15 protein-coding genes and 2 tRNA genes are annotated in these 15,053 nt (G+C 67.8%); 8 read left to right on the top strand and 9 right to left on the bottom strand.

Annotation, left to right across the window (positions count from 1 at the left end; translation table 11 throughout):
* Window positions 1-335 precede the first annotated feature (335 nt).
* Window positions 336-962, top strand: coding sequence for a thiamine phosphate synthase (locus tag LCM15_RS00735; RefSeq protein ID WP_224852319.1), 627 nt, complete (start codon window positions 336-338; stop codon window positions 960-962).
* Between the two features lie 132 nt (window positions 963-1,094).
* On the opposite strand, the gene LCM15_RS00730 is transcribed toward LCM15_RS00735, so the two are convergent.
* The 3 genes from LCM15_RS00730 to LCM15_RS00720 all read right to left on the bottom strand — a co-directional run bounded on the left by LCM15_RS00730 (window position 1,095) and on the right by LCM15_RS00720 (window position 3,011).
* The gene (locus tag LCM15_RS00730; RefSeq protein ID WP_224852318.1) at window positions 1,095-1,937 is read right to left on the bottom strand and encodes a lysophospholipid acyltransferase family protein; all 843 of its coding nucleotides are present in this window, start codon (window positions 1,935-1,937) and stop codon (window positions 1,095-1,097) included.
* The gene (locus LCM15_RS00725) at window positions 1,934-2,692 is read right to left on the bottom strand and encodes a GNAT family N-acetyltransferase (protein ID WP_224852317.1); all 759 of its coding nucleotides are present in this window, start codon (window positions 2,690-2,692) and stop codon (window positions 1,934-1,936) included. The genes LCM15_RS00730 and LCM15_RS00725 overlap by 4 nt, the downstream gene beginning before the upstream one ends.
* 136 nt (window positions 2,693-2,828) lie before the next feature.
* Window positions 2,829-3,011 (bottom strand): DUF3553 domain-containing protein, encoded by a 183-nt coding sequence (locus LCM15_RS00720; protein ID WP_007799637.1) that lies wholly within the window; start codon window positions 3,009-3,011, stop codon window positions 2,829-2,831.
* 40 nt (window positions 3,012-3,051) lie between these two features.
* On the opposite strand from LCM15_RS00720, the gene LCM15_RS00715 reads away from it, so the two are divergent.
* Complete coding sequence (locus LCM15_RS00715; RefSeq protein WP_224852316.1) at window positions 3,052-3,654, top strand: histidine phosphotransferase family protein; 603 nt, start codon at window positions 3,052-3,054, stop codon at window positions 3,652-3,654.
* 29 nt (window positions 3,655-3,683) lie between these two features.
* On the opposite strand, the gene LCM15_RS00710 is transcribed toward LCM15_RS00715, so the two are convergent.
* The 5 genes from LCM15_RS00710 to LCM15_RS00690 form a co-directional block, all read right to left on the bottom strand.
* Complete coding sequence (locus LCM15_RS00710; protein ID WP_224852315.1) at window positions 3,684-4,949, bottom strand: glutamate-5-semialdehyde dehydrogenase; 1,266 nt, start codon at window positions 4,947-4,949, stop codon at window positions 3,684-3,686.
* Between the two features lie 275 nt (window positions 4,950-5,224).
* Complete coding sequence (gene proB / locus LCM15_RS00705; RefSeq protein WP_224852314.1) at window positions 5,225-6,331, bottom strand: glutamate 5-kinase; 1,107 nt, start codon at window positions 6,329-6,331, stop codon at window positions 5,225-5,227.
* On the bottom strand, window positions 6,319-7,350 hold the full coding sequence (obgE, locus tag LCM15_RS00700) for a GTPase ObgE (protein WP_224852313.1): 1,032 nt from the start codon (window positions 7,348-7,350) through the stop codon (window positions 6,319-6,321). Before obgE ends, proB begins: the two co-directional genes overlap by 13 nt.
* 242 nt (window positions 7,351-7,592) lie before the next feature.
* Window positions 7,593-7,669 (bottom strand) — tRNA-Asp (locus tag LCM15_RS00695).
* Window positions 7,670-7,702: 33 nt separating this feature from the next.
* Window positions 7,703-7,779, bottom strand: a tRNA-Asp gene (locus LCM15_RS00690).
* 451 nt (window positions 7,780-8,230) lie between these two features.
* Between LCM15_RS00690 and LCM15_RS00685 the strand changes: the two genes are divergently transcribed.
* The 6 genes from LCM15_RS00685 (at window position 8,231) to tpiA (ending at window position 13,367) form a co-directional block, all read left to right on the top strand.
* Window positions 8,231-9,196, top strand: coding sequence for a LytTR family DNA-binding domain-containing protein (locus LCM15_RS00685; protein WP_224852312.1), 966 nt, complete (start codon window positions 8,231-8,233; stop codon window positions 9,194-9,196).
* Window positions 9,197-9,291: 95 nt separating this feature from the next.
* Complete coding sequence (locus tag LCM15_RS00680) at window positions 9,292-9,648, top strand: SUF system Fe-S cluster assembly protein (RefSeq protein WP_224852311.1); 357 nt, start codon at window positions 9,292-9,294, stop codon at window positions 9,646-9,648.
* Window positions 9,649-9,729: 81 nt separating this feature from the next.
* Entirely contained in the window at window positions 9,730-11,400 is a 1,671-nt protein-coding gene (locus LCM15_RS00675; RefSeq protein ID WP_224853042.1) for a mechanosensitive ion channel family protein, read from the top strand.
* A gap of 63 nt (window positions 11,401-11,463) precedes the next feature.
* Complete coding sequence (locus tag LCM15_RS00670) at window positions 11,464-12,027, top strand: sugar O-acetyltransferase (RefSeq protein WP_224852310.1); 564 nt, start codon at window positions 11,464-11,466, stop codon at window positions 12,025-12,027.
* Between the two features lie 88 nt (window positions 12,028-12,115).
* Window positions 12,116-12,496 carry a HesB/IscA family protein gene (locus LCM15_RS00665; RefSeq protein WP_224852309.1) on the top strand — a complete coding sequence of 127 codons (381 nt, stop codon included), beginning with the start codon at window positions 12,116-12,118 and terminating at the stop codon, window positions 12,494-12,496.
* Between the two features lie 121 nt (window positions 12,497-12,617).
* A complete protein-coding gene (gene tpiA / locus LCM15_RS00660) occupies window positions 12,618-13,367 on the top strand; it encodes a triose-phosphate isomerase (protein WP_224852308.1) in 750 nt (249 codons plus the stop codon).
* A 307-nt stretch (window positions 13,368-13,674) separates the two neighbouring features.
* On the opposite strand, the gene LCM15_RS00655 is transcribed toward tpiA, so the two are convergent.
* Window positions 13,675-15,051 (bottom strand): TRAP transporter large permease, encoded by a 1,377-nt coding sequence (locus LCM15_RS00655; protein ID WP_224852307.1) that lies wholly within the window; start codon window positions 15,049-15,051, stop codon window positions 13,675-13,677.
* Window positions 15,052-15,053 lie beyond the last annotated feature (2 nt).

Raw genomic sequence — 15,053 nt, 5'->3', positions numbered from 1 at the left:
CCCGAAAGACCTCCACCGCCACCCCCGCCGGGTCCCCACCGAGCCGCCCTCACCACACCGCCGCAACTTTCTCTTCGTCCCAAATACTCCCGCCGGAGGCACCCGACCTCACCACCTCCCCAACGCCGGCCCCCGCACCGAGCCGCCCTCGCCACGCCGTCCCCCTCTTCTCTTCGTCAAAAAAATACTCCCGCCGGAGGCATCCGACTTCTCCCCCCTCACGACGCCCCTTGGAAAAGCCCCCCCCACCTCTCTAGGCCCAACCGCCAAGGCAACCCCTTGGCACCGCTCCGTCACTCGGTGTATGGACGCCGCAGCTTTCCGGAGAATACCCCATGGCCGAGACCGACACCGATCTGCCCCAGCTCTACCTGATCACCCCGCCGGAGTTCGATCTCTCCGCCTTCCCGGCGCAGCTCGACGCGGTGCTGCGGGCCGCGCCGATCGCCTGCATCCGGCTGGCGCTTGCGACCCGCGACGAAGACCGCATCATGCGCGCCGCCGACGCGGTGCGCGAGGTGGCCCACGCCCATGACGTGGCGCTGGTGATCGACACCCACGTGGTGCTGGCCCAGCGGCTGGGGCTCGACGGGGTGCACCTGACCGACGGCGCGCGCTCGGTGCGCCACGCCCGCAAGGAGCTCGGCCCGGATGCCATCGTGGGGGCCTTCTGCGGCGCCTCGCGCCATGACGGCATGACCGCCGGCGAGCACGGCGCCGACTACGTCTCCTTCGGCCCGGTGGACGGGGCCTCGCTGGGCGACGGCACGCTGGCCGAGCCCGAGCTTTTCGAGTGGTGGTCGCAGATGATCGAAGTGCCGGTGGTGGCCGAAGGCGGGCTCACCCCCGAGCTGGTCGCCACGCTCACCCCGCTGACCGATTTCTTCGGCATCGGTGAGGAGATCTGGTCGCAGGACGACCCCGCCGCCGCGCTGACAGACCTTATCGCTGCGATGGGCTGAGCGCGCCACGCGGCGGCGCGCCGCGTCGCACTCGCTCCCCCAAGCCACAGGCCGCGCGCCGCGCCAGCGGCGCGCCGCCCGGCGAAGCGGACGCAGTCCGCGGCGCAATCCCTCTGACATGAAGCCGACGCTTTAGCGCCCTGCAGGATGGGCGCAGCGCACCTGCGCCTCGAGATGGGCCGCCAGCGTCTTGCGGTTGGGGTGATCGTCGACCCGCACCGGCGGGTGATAGATCAGCTCCACCCGGCCCTTCCGCGGCGCGCCCAGCACCCTGAGCAGATGCGGCCCGAAGCCCATGTCGCCCCACCAGCAATAGAACCGCGGATCCTCGCCCGGCGGCGCGTGCCAGATCACCGTGACCGCCTGCAGGGCGAGCCGGTGGCGCAGCGGATCGGCGAAGAAGGCGGCAAACAGCGTCGGCTTGAACGGCAGCACCCGCTGGCCGTCGGTCGAGGTGCCTTCCGGGAAGAACAGCAGCCTGTGACCGTGCAGCAGCCGCTCTTCGAACAGCTGCTTCTGCTCGGCGGCGGCGCGCGGGTCGCGGGTGATGAACACCGTCCCGGCCAGCCGCGCGAGAAAGCCGATCCCGGGCCAGCCCGCGACCTCGGCCTTGGAGACGAAATAGACGTTGCGCCGGGCATTGAGCGCAAAGATGTCGAGCCAGCTTGCGTGGTTGGCCACCAGCGCCCCGGCGCCGCGCAGACGCGGGCCATGCACCTCGAGCCGGATCCTGAGGATCGCGAGCGCCAGCCGCGAGACCCCTTGCGTGATCCACGGCGTCACCGGGCGGCGCTGGCCGCAGAGCGGGCGCTCGATCAGGCGCAGCGGCAGCTTCACCAGCACGCCCAGCAACAGAACCAGCGCCAGTGCCGGGCCGCGCAGCGCCACCCGCGCCCAGCCACCGGCAGAGAGCCGCGCCGCCTCCGGCGCGTCGCCGCGCCAGGTCGGGCCTGCAGGGCCGCTCGGGCCGGTCATCCGCGGCCCCGCGTGTAGATCCCGGCGGCCTTCTCGTTGAGCCGCGCGGTGTCCATCACGAGGCAGATATCGGTGGTGTTGAAATCATGATCGACAAAGGCCCCCTCGCCGACCACTCCGCCCAGACGCAGGTAGCCCTTGATCAGCGCCGGCACGTCGCGCATGGCGGCGCGGCGGTCGATGGCCGCCTCGGGGATCAGATCCATGCTCTGGAACCGTTTCGAGCGCACCCGCAGCGCCTCGGGCGCAAGATGGCGGTGATGCAGCAGCGACAGCGGCTGCGCCAGCGCCGCCACGTCGGTGCCGTGGAACGAGGCGGTGCCGAACAGGATCTCGATGTCATGCGCCCGCACGTAGTCGGCCAACGCGTTCCACAGGTGCATCATCGCGGTGCCGCCGCGGTAGTCGGGATGCAGGCAGGACCGCCCGAGCTCGAGCAGCCGCCGCCCCGAGGCGCGCAGCGGTGCCAGATTGTATTCGCCTTCGGAATAGAACTGCCCCGCCGCCTCGGCCTGATCGTCGCGCAGCAGCCGGTAGACGCCCACGACCGCGCCGTCGCGGCGCGCATCGGTCAGGATCAGATGGTCGAAGAACGGGTCGAAGCGGTCGCGCTCGAGCCGCAGCGCGTGGTCGACCATCGCCCCGCCGCCGCCAAGCTCGGCCACGAAGACCTCGTAGCGCAGGCGCTGCGCGGCGTGCAGATCGGCCGCGTCGCTGGCCAGCCGCACGGAGAAATCAGCGTCGTCCAGAGCCATCGGCGCCCCTCTTTGCAACCTCGGCCCGTTCATAATCCGGGGGACCGCAAAGGAAAACAGCTTTCCCCCTCGCCAAGGTCGGCGCGTTGGCCTTAACCTCTCGTTAAGATGCCCTGTCCTAAAGAGAATGGCCTCGTCAGTCACCGAAGACCGGCAGCAGGGTGACGCGGCTGCCATCGATCACCACCTTGCCCTCTTCCCGGAAATTCACCGTGATGCGGCCGCCGATATTGGACTGCACCTGTCCAACGCCCCAGTCGGGCTGCTCGGGGTGAGAGACCAGCATCCCGGGCTCGAGTAATGCGTTGAGTTCGTCCATGTTGCCTATGTCCACCCTGTCATGCTGTGAGGAGCCAGATATGACCAACGATAGCGCGCGGATCGCCGGACTGGTAGGGTCCCGCATCTGTCACGATCTGGTGAGCCCGGTCGGGGCGATCTCGAACGGGCTCGAGCTGATCGCGCTGGCCGGTCAGCCCGGTGCCGACGAGATGGCGCTGATCTCGCAAAGCTGCAGCTCTGCCACCGCCCGCCTCAACCTGTTTCGCATGGCGTTCGGCACGGCTTCGTCGGATCAGCAGATCGGCGGCGCCGAGGCGCGCAAGCTGCTCGCCGGGTACTGCGCCGGAAGCCGGCTGAGCATCGACTGGCAGCCGTCGGGCGATGCCGAACGACGCGACATGCAGCTCGCCATGCTTGCCGTCCTGTGCTGCGAGAGCGCCCTGCCGCTTGGCGGCAAGGTCACCGTGGCCGAAGAGGGGGACGGCTGGCGTGTCACCGGAACCGGCCGCCGGCTGCAGATCGAGCCCGAGATCTGGGCCATGCTCTCGGGCGGTGCGATGCCCGGGGATCTGGCGCCCGCGCGGGTGCAGTTCGCGCTGCTCGGGACGCTTGCGCCCGATCACGGGCGCAAGCTCGAGGTCACGACCGGCGAGGCGGCGGTGTCGTTGGCCATCGCCTGAGCACCGCCCCCTCACCAAGGGCAAGACGGTCAGGCGCGCAGCGCGCCGTCGGCCCGGACCACGTATTTGAACGACGTCAGCTGCTCGGCGCCCACCGGGCCACGGGCGTGCATCTTGCCGGTGGCGATGCCGATCTCTGCGCCCATGCCGAACTCGCCGCCATCGGCGAACTGAGTCGAGGCGTTGACCATGACGATGGCGCTGTCAACGCGCTCGGTGAAGCGCTCGATCGCCGCGGGCTCCTCGGCGAGGATGGCGTCGGTGTGGTGCGAGCCGAAATCGCGGATATGGGCGATGGCGGCGTCCTCGTCCTCGACCACCTTCGCGGCGATGATGCTGTCGAGATACTCGCGGCCCCAGTCTTCCTCGGTGGCCGCCGAGGTGCCCTCGATGGCCTGAAGCTCTGCGTCGGCCCTCACCTCGACCCCGGCCTCGATCAGGGCGCGGATCACGCCCTGCCCGATAGTGTCGACCGCATCGCGATGGATCAGCAGACACTCGGCGGCGCCGCAGATGCCGGTGCGCCGGGTCTTGGCGTTCAGAACCACCTCGAGCGCCTTCACCGGGTCGGCGGAGGCGTCGATGTAGATGTGCACGATGCCCTCGAGATGGGCAAAGACCGGCACCCGCGCCTCGCGCTGAACGAGACCCACGAGCCCCTTGCCGCCGCGCGGCACGATCACGTCGACATAGTCGGTCATCTGCAGAAGCTCGGTCACCGCGCCCCGGTCCCGGGTCGGGACGAGCTGGATCGCATCCTCCGGCAGGCCGGCCTTGAGGAGGCCCTCGACGAGGCAGGCATGGATGGCGCGCGAGGAGTGGAAGCTCTCGGAGCCGCCGCGCAGGATCACCGCGTTGCCCGATTTCAGGCACAGCGCCCCGGCATCGGCGGTGACGTTGGGGCGCGATTCGTAGATCACCCCCACCACGCCGAGCGGCGTGCGCACGCGCTCGATCTGCAGCCCGGTGGGCTGCTCCCACTGGGCGATGACCTTGCCGACCGGATCGTCCTGCCCGGCAATGGCGCGCAGGCCGTCGACGATGCCCTTGATGCGGGTCTCGTCGAGCAGCAGCCGGTCCATCATCGCCTCGGTCAGCCCCTTGTCACGGCCGAATTGCAGATCCTGCCCGTTCGCCTCGATGATCTGCGCGCGATTGGCCCAGACCGCATCGGCGGCGGCTTCGAGCGCCGCGGTCTTGCGGGCTGGCGGGGTGAAGGCGAGCTCGGCTGCGGCCGCTTTCGCACGACGGCCGATTTCGGTCATGACGGCGGGAATGTCGCTCATGTCGTTCATCGCTGTTCACCCTTCGGGTTCCGGTTTCAGAGAGCCTCCCTATAGCGGCTTGCGCGGGCGGGGCCTAGGGGAAGTTGGGGCGGTGAGGCGATGTGGGCGGGGGTCCCTGCGGGGCCCCGGATGCGGCACGGTGTGGCGCGGGCGCAGGGGGCGCTGCCCCCGCCGCAGCAGAGCTGCGACTCCCCCGAGGTATTTTTGAACCAGAGAAGATCGGGGCGCCGGCGCGGACGGCCTGCGTGGCGCGCCGGGCTGTCGAGGGGGCGACGGGGCGTGGCTTACAGAGCCATGTCGTCGCGGTGGATCAGCACGGCGCGGCCGGGATAGCCGAGCGCCTCCTCCATCTCCCACGAGTGGCGTCCGGTGATCAGCCGGGTCTCGTCGGCGGTGTAGCGCGTGAGGCCGTGGCCCAGCGTGACGCCGCGAGCATCGAGGATCGCCACCGGGTCGCCGCGGCCGAACTCGCCCACCGCCGTGGTCACCCCCACCGGCAGCAACGAGCGCCCCTCGCCGAGCGCCGTGGCGGCGCCATCGTCGACGATCACCGCGCCGCAGGGCTTCATCGACGCGATCCAGCGCTTGCGCGCCGCGTGGGGGTCGAGCCGCGAGGTGAACCACGTGGCGTTGGCCCCGGCCTCGAGCGCCGAGAGCGGGTGCAGCACCGAGCCTTCGGTGATCGCCATGGCGCAGCCCGCCGCGGTGGCGGTCTTGGCCGCCAGCAGCTTGGTCTTCATGCCGCCCTTGGACAGCCCCGAGCCGGCATCCCCTGCCATGGCTTCGATCTCGGGGGTGATCTCGTCGATCACCTCGTAGCGCTGCGCGGTCGGGTCCTGCGCCGGGTTGGCGGAGTAGAAGCCGTCGACATCCGACAGCAGGATCAGCTGGTCGGCCCCGACGGTCACGGCGACCTGCGCCGCGAGGCGGTCGTTGTCGCCGTAGCGGATCTCGTCGGTGGCGATGGTGTCGTTCTCGTTGACGATCGGCACGACGCCGAAGCCCAGCAGCGTCTCCATGGTGGCGCGCTGGTTGAGATAGCGGCGGCGATCGGCGCTGTCCTCGAGGGTGACGAGCACCTGCCCGGTGACCACCCCATGCGGCGCCAGCGCGTCTTCCCACTCGCGCGCGAGACGGATCTGGCCAACGGCGGCGGCGGCCTGGCTCTGCTCGAGCGGCAGCGTGACCGGGGGCAGCCTGAGGATGCCGCGCCCGAGCGCGATGGAGCCGGACGAAACAAGGATCACGTCGGTGCCGCGGGCCTTGATGCGGGCGATGTCCTCGGCGATGGAGCGCAGCCAGTCACCGCGGAAGGCGCCGGTCTGCTTGTCGACCAGCAGCGCCGAGCCGATCTTGACGACCAGCCGGCGCGCCGCGTTCAGGGCCGCCATTCGCTGTCATCCTCGGGGGCCTCGCGGAGGCGTTTGTCGTCGATGAAGCCGCGCAGGGCGCGCAGCACCTCGGTGGTGCCCTCGCCCGAGGCGCCCGACATCAGCAGCACCTTGCCGCCGGAGCGGGCCTCGAGTTCCTCGCGCAGGAAGGCGCGCTCCTCGTCATCCATGGTGTCGATCTTGTTGAGCACGGTGACGCGCGGCTTGTCGTCGAGGCCGGCGCCGTATTGCTCGATCTCGTTGATGATGGTGTCGTAATCCTCGAGCAGCGTGCCGGAGCTGCCATCCACGAGATGCAGCAGCACGGCGCAGCGCTCGATATGGCCGAGGAACAGGTCGCCGAGGCCGCGCCCCTCGTGGGCGCCCTCGATCAGGCCGGGGATGTCGGCCACGACGAATTCCTTGCCGTCGACTCCCACCACCCCGAGATTCGGGTGCAGCGTGGTGAAGGGGTAATCGGCGATCTTCGGCCGCGCGTTCGAGGTCGCGGCGAGGAAGGTCGATTTGCCGGCATTGGGAAGCCCCAGAAGCCCCACATCGGCGATCAGCTTGAGACGCAGCCAGATCGTGCGCTCGACGCCGGGCTGACCCGGGTTGGCGCGGCGCGGGGCCTGGTTGGTGGAGGACTTGAAGTGCAGGTTGCCCCAGCCGCCATTGCCGCCCTTGCACAGCAGCACGCGCTGGCCGAGCTCGGTCATGTCGGCGATCACCGTTTCCTCGTCCTCGTCGAGGATCTCTGTCCCCACGGGGACGCGCAGTACGATGTCGTCGCCATCCTTGCCGGTGCGCTGGCGGCCCATGCCGGGGCGGCCATTCTCAGCGAAGAAATGCTGCTGGTAGCGGAAGTCGATCAGCGTGTTGAGCCCGTCGACGGTTTCCGCCCAGACGTCACCGCCGCCGCCGCCATCGCCGCCATCGGGGCCGCCGAATTCGATGTATTTCTCGCGACGGAACGAGATGCAGCCGTTCCCGCCGCTGCCGGAGCGGAGATAGACCTTGGCAAGATCGAGAAATTTCATGTGTCTGGTCCGTTCGGGAATGAGGGCGCGAGAAGTAGATCGAATTCGGCGCGGTTTAACCTGCGCCACGGCGTTTCTCAAGCGGTGCGCGCATGGGAGGGGGGTGCAGGGGCGCTGCCCCTCTTGGCGCGCAGGCGCGCCAATTCACCCCGGAGTATTTGACGACGTAGAGAATATCAGGCGCGAGGTCTGGGGGCCCCCGGTGGGGGTGATTTTTTCTCGTCCATCGTGGGTGGGGAAAGTGGCGCGGTTGACGGGGCTCGAACCCGCGACCCCCGGCGTGACAGGCCGGTACTCTAACCAACTGAGCTACAACCGCGCTTTCCGCGGGGCGGCATCTTGGGGGCAGTGGTGGCGCGGTTGACGGGGCTCGAACCCGCGACCCCCGGCGTGACAGGCCGGTACTCTAACCATCTGAGCTACAACCGCTCACTGCCCTCCGAGGAGTGCCTCCCCGAACGTGGAGGCCCTTCTAGGCGGAGGTCCGGATGCCGTCAAGCGGTTTCGGAAGCGGAAATGTGCATTTTCTCAGAAAAGTCCCGGGGGCCGTTGTCCTGGCCCTGCGCGAACCCCGGAGATCGTCAGTTATTGTTGGTTTTTCAAGCCGTTGCCGCGACGATCCCGACGCGGGGCCGGCGGCTTCGCCGCGGGAAAGGCAGCGCAGACTGCCCTGCTTTCGACCGGCGCGGCGGTGTGTCCGCGTCGCAGAGCCGCTGCTTTGGGGAAAGCTGGGCTCCGAGCTGCTCTGAACGGTCGCCTAGATGCGGACAAAAGGCGCCATGCGCTGCTTCCGTGACACAACGCCGCCAAGCGAATGCCTTGATTCTCCTGACAATCCCATGCATCCGTGAGCGACGCGTTCTGTGCCGGATTGTCTGATTTGCCTGATTTTCTGCGAACCCAACTGAATATTCGCGCCACGACGCTTGAGCCGATCAACCTCAGCATCCGTGAGTATCTGGCGCTGTTCGAGCATCGCCTGATGCGCACCTATCTCGGATTCGTGCTGGCGTTTCTTCTGGTCGCAGATCCGAGCCATCTCATGTCGTCGGTTCCGCTGCTGCTCTATGTTTCCGCATGGGTCGCGGCCTTCGTTCTCTACATCTGCGTGCACATGGCGATCCTGCTCGGGCTGGGAGCGCTGCGCTATCTCAGCGGGCGCCAGAAGCCGGCCATCTACTGGCCTCTGGTCAGCCTGCTGGCCTTCGCCCCGACGCTTATGGCGATGGAAACCTGCCTGACATGGGCCGCAGGCGACGGGCTGCGCCCGTTGCTGACAGAGCGGGTCTGGTACCTTGCCGCGACGGCGATGATCTTCGAGACCTTCTTCCTGCGATTCGTGCTGCCACGGGTGGCCCCTTCGGCGATCGGGCCGAAGGCGACATCGCACCATGAGGCCGCGCCTGCGGCGGACCAGGTCACCGCAGAGAGACAGGCACCGCAGGGCGAACACGGCGCCGAGGCCACGTCCGACTCCCCTGCCCCGGCTTCCGCCCCGGACCACAACACCGCCCCCGATCCCAATCACCGCAAGATCCATGTCGGGGCGCGGCGGATTTCGCTCGGCGAGGTCTCGGTCATCGAGGCGCGCGAGCATCACGTGCATGTGCATCTGCGTCACGGCACCTTGAGCCAGCGCGCGCGCCTGTCGGATATCGTGGCCCAGACGCGCGACGAGGATGGCATCCAGCCGCACCGCTCGTGGTGGGTGCCGCGGCATTCGGTGCGCGAGCTTGGCCGCGACGGCGGCAAACCGGTGCTCCGCCTCGCCGACGACAGTGTCGTGCCGGTGGCGCGGGGCCGGCTCGAGACCGTCCGCCACTGGATTGCCACGCACGCGCTCTGAGCGCCCTCGCACAGCGCAAGCCTTCGGTTGCGGCCTTTACCCTCCCGGTCCGATTTCCTATATAATCTCTCAGAAAAGCAGACAAAGGACAGGCCATGGACGATGCACCGCTCGAAGGCGCCCCGCTGATCGCGCCCTCCTCGACCGAGCACCCGCTTCACGAGGCATGTGTCGAGGCGTGCCGTTCGGTCTATGACCCGGAGATTCCGGTCAACATCTACGATCTCGGCCTGATCTACACGATCGAGATCGACGCCGAGAACGCCGTGAAGGTCATCATGACCCTGACCGCGCCGGGCTGCCCGGTCGCCGGCGAGATGCCGGGCTGGGTGCAGGATGCGATCAGCGCCGTGCCCGGCGTGAAAGAGGTCGATGTCGAGATGGTGTTCGACCCGCCCTGGGGCATGGACATGATGAGCGACGAAGCCCGCCTCGAACTTGGCTTCATGTGACAGACCCGCCGGCCACACGAGGCCGGCGGTTTTATTTTACCCCAACGGGAACGAACCGGCTGCATTCGCCGTTTGACCGCGATGCTGCAGCTTGTCCGTGCCCTTCTTCCCGTCTTCTGCGCCCTGAGCGTGCTGTTGGTGGCGCCACCCGAGGCGCGCGCGCAGGAGAAGAGCGGCCTCGATTCCTGGTACCGTGTGACCGAGGTCAATCCCGGCCTCGGCACCCCACCCGGAAACATCGACCGCACCACGCCGCGCTCGAGCCTCGAGAGCTTCCTGTTCCGCGCCGATGCCGAGGAATGGGGCGAGGCGGCGCATATGCTCGACCTCTCTGCCATCCCACCCGACGAACAGGCCGAGGTCGGCCCGGAACGCGCCAAGCAGTTCTCCACCCTGCTCGATCGCCGCATCATCATCGACTGGTACGACCTGCGCGACCGGCCCGATGCGGTCGACTCGCGCACCAGCGATGCGCCGATGGCGGGTGAGCCGCGCCGTTCGCTGCTGCTGTGGTACGTCAAGCTTGGCGACCGTCCGATTCCGATCCGCATCAATCGAATCAAGCCCGCGATCGGCGAGCCGGTCTGGCTGGTGTCGCGGCAGACCGTGATGTCGCTGCCGGCCCTGGCCGAAGCCTACGGGCCGACCGAATTCGAACTCATGCTGCCCGAGCCGCTGCGGCAAAAGGCCTTCTGGGGTCTGCGCTGGTACGAGGTCGGGGCGTTTCCACTGGTGCTTGCCCTCACCACGCTGGTCGGCTTCCTGTTCAACCAGGCGCTGTCGAAGGGCCTTGGCCGGACCCACCGCGATGCGCCGACCTCGATGCTGGTGGCGACGCGCGGGCCGCTGACGCTTGCGGTCGTGACGCTGACCATGTCGGTGCTGACCAGCAAGGTCTTCGTGTTCTCGGGCCGCATCGACACCGTGCTGTCGCCGCTGATCATCCTCGGCTTCGTGGTCGCCACGCTCTGGCTTATCGTTAACGTCGCCGACGTGATCCTGTCGCGGCTGGTGAATTTCGACGACGAGGAACTCGCCGCGATGGGCGACGGTATGGAGCAGCGCCGCAACGTCGCCACGCGGATCTCGGCGGCGCGGCGCGCGGTGATCGTCATCGTGGTGCTGGTCGGCGCCGGCATCACGATCAACGAGGCCAGCGTCATGCGCTCGCTCGGCGTGTCGCTTCTGGCCGGGGCCGGCACGGCCACCATCATCCTCGCCTATGCCGGGCGCAACGTGCTCACCAACATCATGGCGTCGCTGCAGATCGCGCTCAACCAGTCGGCCCGCATCGGCGACAAGGTGATCTATCAGGACCGCTTCTGCACCGTCGAACGCATCCATTTCACCTTCGTTCAGCTGCGCGTCTGGACCGGCGCGCGGCTTGTGGTTCCGGTGGTGGATTTCGTCTCCGAGCCGTTCGAGAACTGGACCATGAAAGAGCATTTCCTCATCGAGCAGGTGGTCCTGCGGCTGTCGCACACCGCCGATATCGAGGTGCTGCGGAAGAAGTACGAGGAGATCCTAGACGCCATGGAGATCCCCGACGAACGCGACGAGGACCGCGGCGTCTACGTCAAGGGCCACGACGTGTTCGGGCAGGAGGTGCTGTTCCTCGTGCCGACGCCCGACCCCAACCTTGCGTGGACGATGGCCTGCGAGGTCCGCGAGGCCCTGCTCAAGGAGGCGCGCAAGCTCGACGCAGACGCAAAGGCGATCTTCCCCCAAGCCACGCCCGCCGAGGCCGCCTGACGGACGCCCTTGCGCCCGTCAGCGCCCTTTGACAGGCTCGATCTGACAGCAGCGGAGGCGGGCGTGACGAGCGAAAAGCAAAAGATGATGGCCGGCGAGCTCTACGATCCCGGCGATGCCGACCTCGTCGCCGCCCGCAAGCGGGCGCAACGGCTGATGTCGGAGTACAACGCGACGATCTATGGCGATGCCGAACGCCCGGCCCTTCTGCGGCAACTTCTGGGCACCTGCCCCGAGGCGGTGGCGATCCGGGCGCCGTTCTATGTCGATTACGGCGACAACATTCATCTCGGCGAGGGCGTGTTCTTCAATTACGGCTGCGTGTGCCTCGACGTCTGCCCGATCCGAATCGGCGCCAAGACCCAGATCGGCCCCTACGTTCAGATCCTCACCGCCGACCACCCGCGCGACGGCGCCACCCGCGACGCGGGACTCGAGTTCGGCCGCCCCATCACCATCGGCGCAAATGTCTGGATCGGCGGTGCGGCGCTCCTCATGCCCGGCGTCACCATCGGCGACGACGCGGTCATCGGGGCCGGTGCCGTGGTGACCCGCGATGTTCCTCCGGGCGTCACGGTGGCGGGCAATCCGGCGCGCCCGCTTCGCCCCGCCAAGTCCGTGACCTGAGCGCTCGCGCACAGGCAGGTCGGCCCGGCGCCCCCTTGTGACGGGGCAACAGGCATATTACCTTGGCAGACGGATAAGGAGACGCAAAATGTTCGGCATTCCAGGCAAACAGGCTGTCACCATGACCCCCGCCGCGGTGACGCAGGTGCGCAAGCTGATGGAGCGTGACGGGCGCGCCGGGCTCCGCATCGGTGTCAAGAAGGGCGGCTGCGCCGGCATGGAATACACCATGGAGTTCGTCGACACCGCCGACGGCAACGACGAGGTCGTCGAACAGGACGGCGCGCGCGTGATGATCGCGCCGATGGCGCAGATGTTCCTCTTCGGAACCGAGATCGACTACCAGGTCTCGCTGCTCGAGGCCGGGTTCCACTTCAACAACCCCAACGTCGCCGATGCCTGCGGCTGCGGCGAATCGATCAAGTTCAAGGATCTCGACGAGCTCGAGGCCGATCGTCAGGCCAACTGACTCCTCGGGGCTGGCCGAACCCTTGCAAAATCAGGCCCCTGCGTCATGTCTCTCCGGGCGGCGCCCTTGACGCCGCCGCCCTGCCCCCGATGATGGGCGCAAATCGAATGAGGGAGAGACCATGCGCACGAAACTCGCCGCCGGCAACTGGAAGATGAACGGTCTGAAAGCGTCGCTTTCGGAACTCGAGGGCATGGCAGAGGCGGCCAAGGGCGTCTCCGAGGTGCTGATCTGCCCGCCGGCGACACTGGTCGCCGCCGCCGCCGACGCGGCTTCCGGGGACATCGCCATCGGCGGACAGGATTGCCACGCCAGCGAGTCGGGCGCCCACACCGGCGACGTCTCGGCCGGAATGCTGAAGGACGCCGGTGCATCCTACGTGATCCTCGGCCACTCCGAGCGCCGCACCGATCACGACGAACACAACGAGCACGTGCGCGCCAAGTGCAAGGCCGCGTGGGAGGCCGGGCTGACGGTGGTGCTTTGCGTCGGCGAGAGCCTCGCGGAGCGCGAGGCGTCGAACACGCTCGACATCATCGGCGGCCAGCTCGCCACGTCGGTGCCCGACGGTGCCACCGGCCACAACCTCGTCGTCGCCTATGAGCCGATCTGGGCCATCGGCACCGGCAAGGTGCCCACCACCGACCAGATCGGCGAGGTGCACGACTTCATGCGCGCCCGGCTCGAGAAACGCTTCGGCGCGGGCGTGGGCCGCTCGGTGCGGCTGCTTTACGGCGGCTCGGTCAAGGGCTCGAACGCCGAAGAGATCTTCGCGGTCTCCAATGTCGACGGCGCGCTGGTCGGCGGCGCCTCGCTGAAAGCCGCGGATTTCGTGCCGATCATCGAGGCGCTCAACGCCGCCGCGGGCTGAGACGCCCTCAGATTTCGAGTATCTAGACACGTAGAGAAGCAGGGGTGCGGCGCGCTGCCCCCTGCTTCTTCACGTTGGAAAATACTCCCGCCGGAGGCGATCCCGCCCTTGCCACGCAAAACGGCGCCTTGGGCAGGAGCACAATTCGCCCCATGCTCGTCACGCCGCCGCACGCCGGACGAGTGCGCTGCCCCCTGCTTCTTCTTGTTGGAAAATACTCCCGACGGAGGCGATCCCGCGGCCTGCCACGAAAAACGGCGCCCCGAGCAAGGGCGCCGTTTTCTGGTTTTGCGATCGTCGGTCCGGATCAGCGGGTGATGATCTCCGGCCCCATGAAGGTCGTTGGCAACCATGTCGACAGGATCGGGATATAGGTCACCATGATGAGGAACACGAAGAGCACCGCGAGGAACGGCAGCGCCGCGCGCACCACGCTCATCATCGGCATTCCGGCCACGCCCGAGGTCACGAAGAGGTTCAGGCCGACCGGAGGGGTGATCATGCCGATCTCCATGTTGACCACCATGATGATGCCGAGGTGGATCGGGTCGATGCCGAGCTCGATGGCGATCGGGAACACCAGCGGCGCGACGATCACCAGCAGGCCCGAGGGCTCCATGAACTGGCCGCCGATCAGCAGGATCACGTTGACGATCACCAGGAACATCACCGGCCCGAGGCCCGCGTCGAGCATCGCCGCGGCGATCTGCTGCGGGATCTGCTCATCGGTCAGCACGTGCTTGAGGATCAGCGCGTTGGCGATGATGAACATCAGCGTGATCGTCAGCTTGCCGGCATCGAACAGCGTGTCGCGGGTGTCGCGGTGGAAGAACGCCGTCACCAGCGCGATGGGCTTGCGCAGCAGCGTCAGGTTGCGCTCGCCCTCCCGGGTCGCCAGCGGACCCATGTCGCGGTAGACGAAGTTGGCGATGAAGAAGGCGTAGACCGCCGCCACCGCCGCCGCCTCGGTCGGCGTGAAGATGCCGCCATAGATGCCACCCAGGATGATGACGATCAGGAACAGGCCCCAGAGCGCGTCGCGTCCGGAGGTCAGCACCTCGCCCCAGCCCAGCCACTCGCCCTTGGGCAGGTTCTTGATCCGCGCGATGGCATAGATGGTGATCATCAGCATGGTGCCGGCCATCAGGCCCGGGATCACGCCGGCGAGGAACATCCGGCCGACCGAGACGTCGGTCGCCGAGGCATAGACCACCATCACGATCGACGGCGGAATCAGGATGCCCAGCGTGCCCGCGTTGGCGATGACGCCCGCGGCGAAGTCCTTGGTGTAGCCCACCTGCCGCATCCCCGCGATCACGATGGAGCCGATCGCCACCACGGTCGCGGGCGAGCTGCCCGAGAGCGCGGCGAAGAGCATACAGGCAAACACGCCCGCGATGGCGAGGCCGCCATGCATGTGGCCCACCAGCGCGATCGAGAAGCGGATGATCCGCCGTGCCACGCCGCCGGTCGACATGAAGCTCGAGGCGAGGATGAAGAACGGGATCGCCAGGAGGGTGTAGTGCCCGGCCATGGCTTGGAAGAAGCTCTGCGCCACCGAGGCCAGGGAGGTGTCCGACAGCACCAGCAGGAAGACGATCGACGACAGGCCGAGCGACACCGCGATCGGCACGCCGATCAGCATCAGGCCGATGACGGAAACGAAGAGAAGAAGAACGTCCATCA

It is taken from the genome of Salipiger bermudensis, assembly GCF_020171625.1.
GTDB classification, from domain to species: domain Bacteria; phylum Pseudomonadota; class Alphaproteobacteria; order Rhodobacterales; family Rhodobacteraceae; genus Salipiger; species Salipiger bermudensis_B.
Note: the sequence above shows the minus strand (reverse complement) of the source record. Positions and strands in the feature narration are given on the sequence as shown.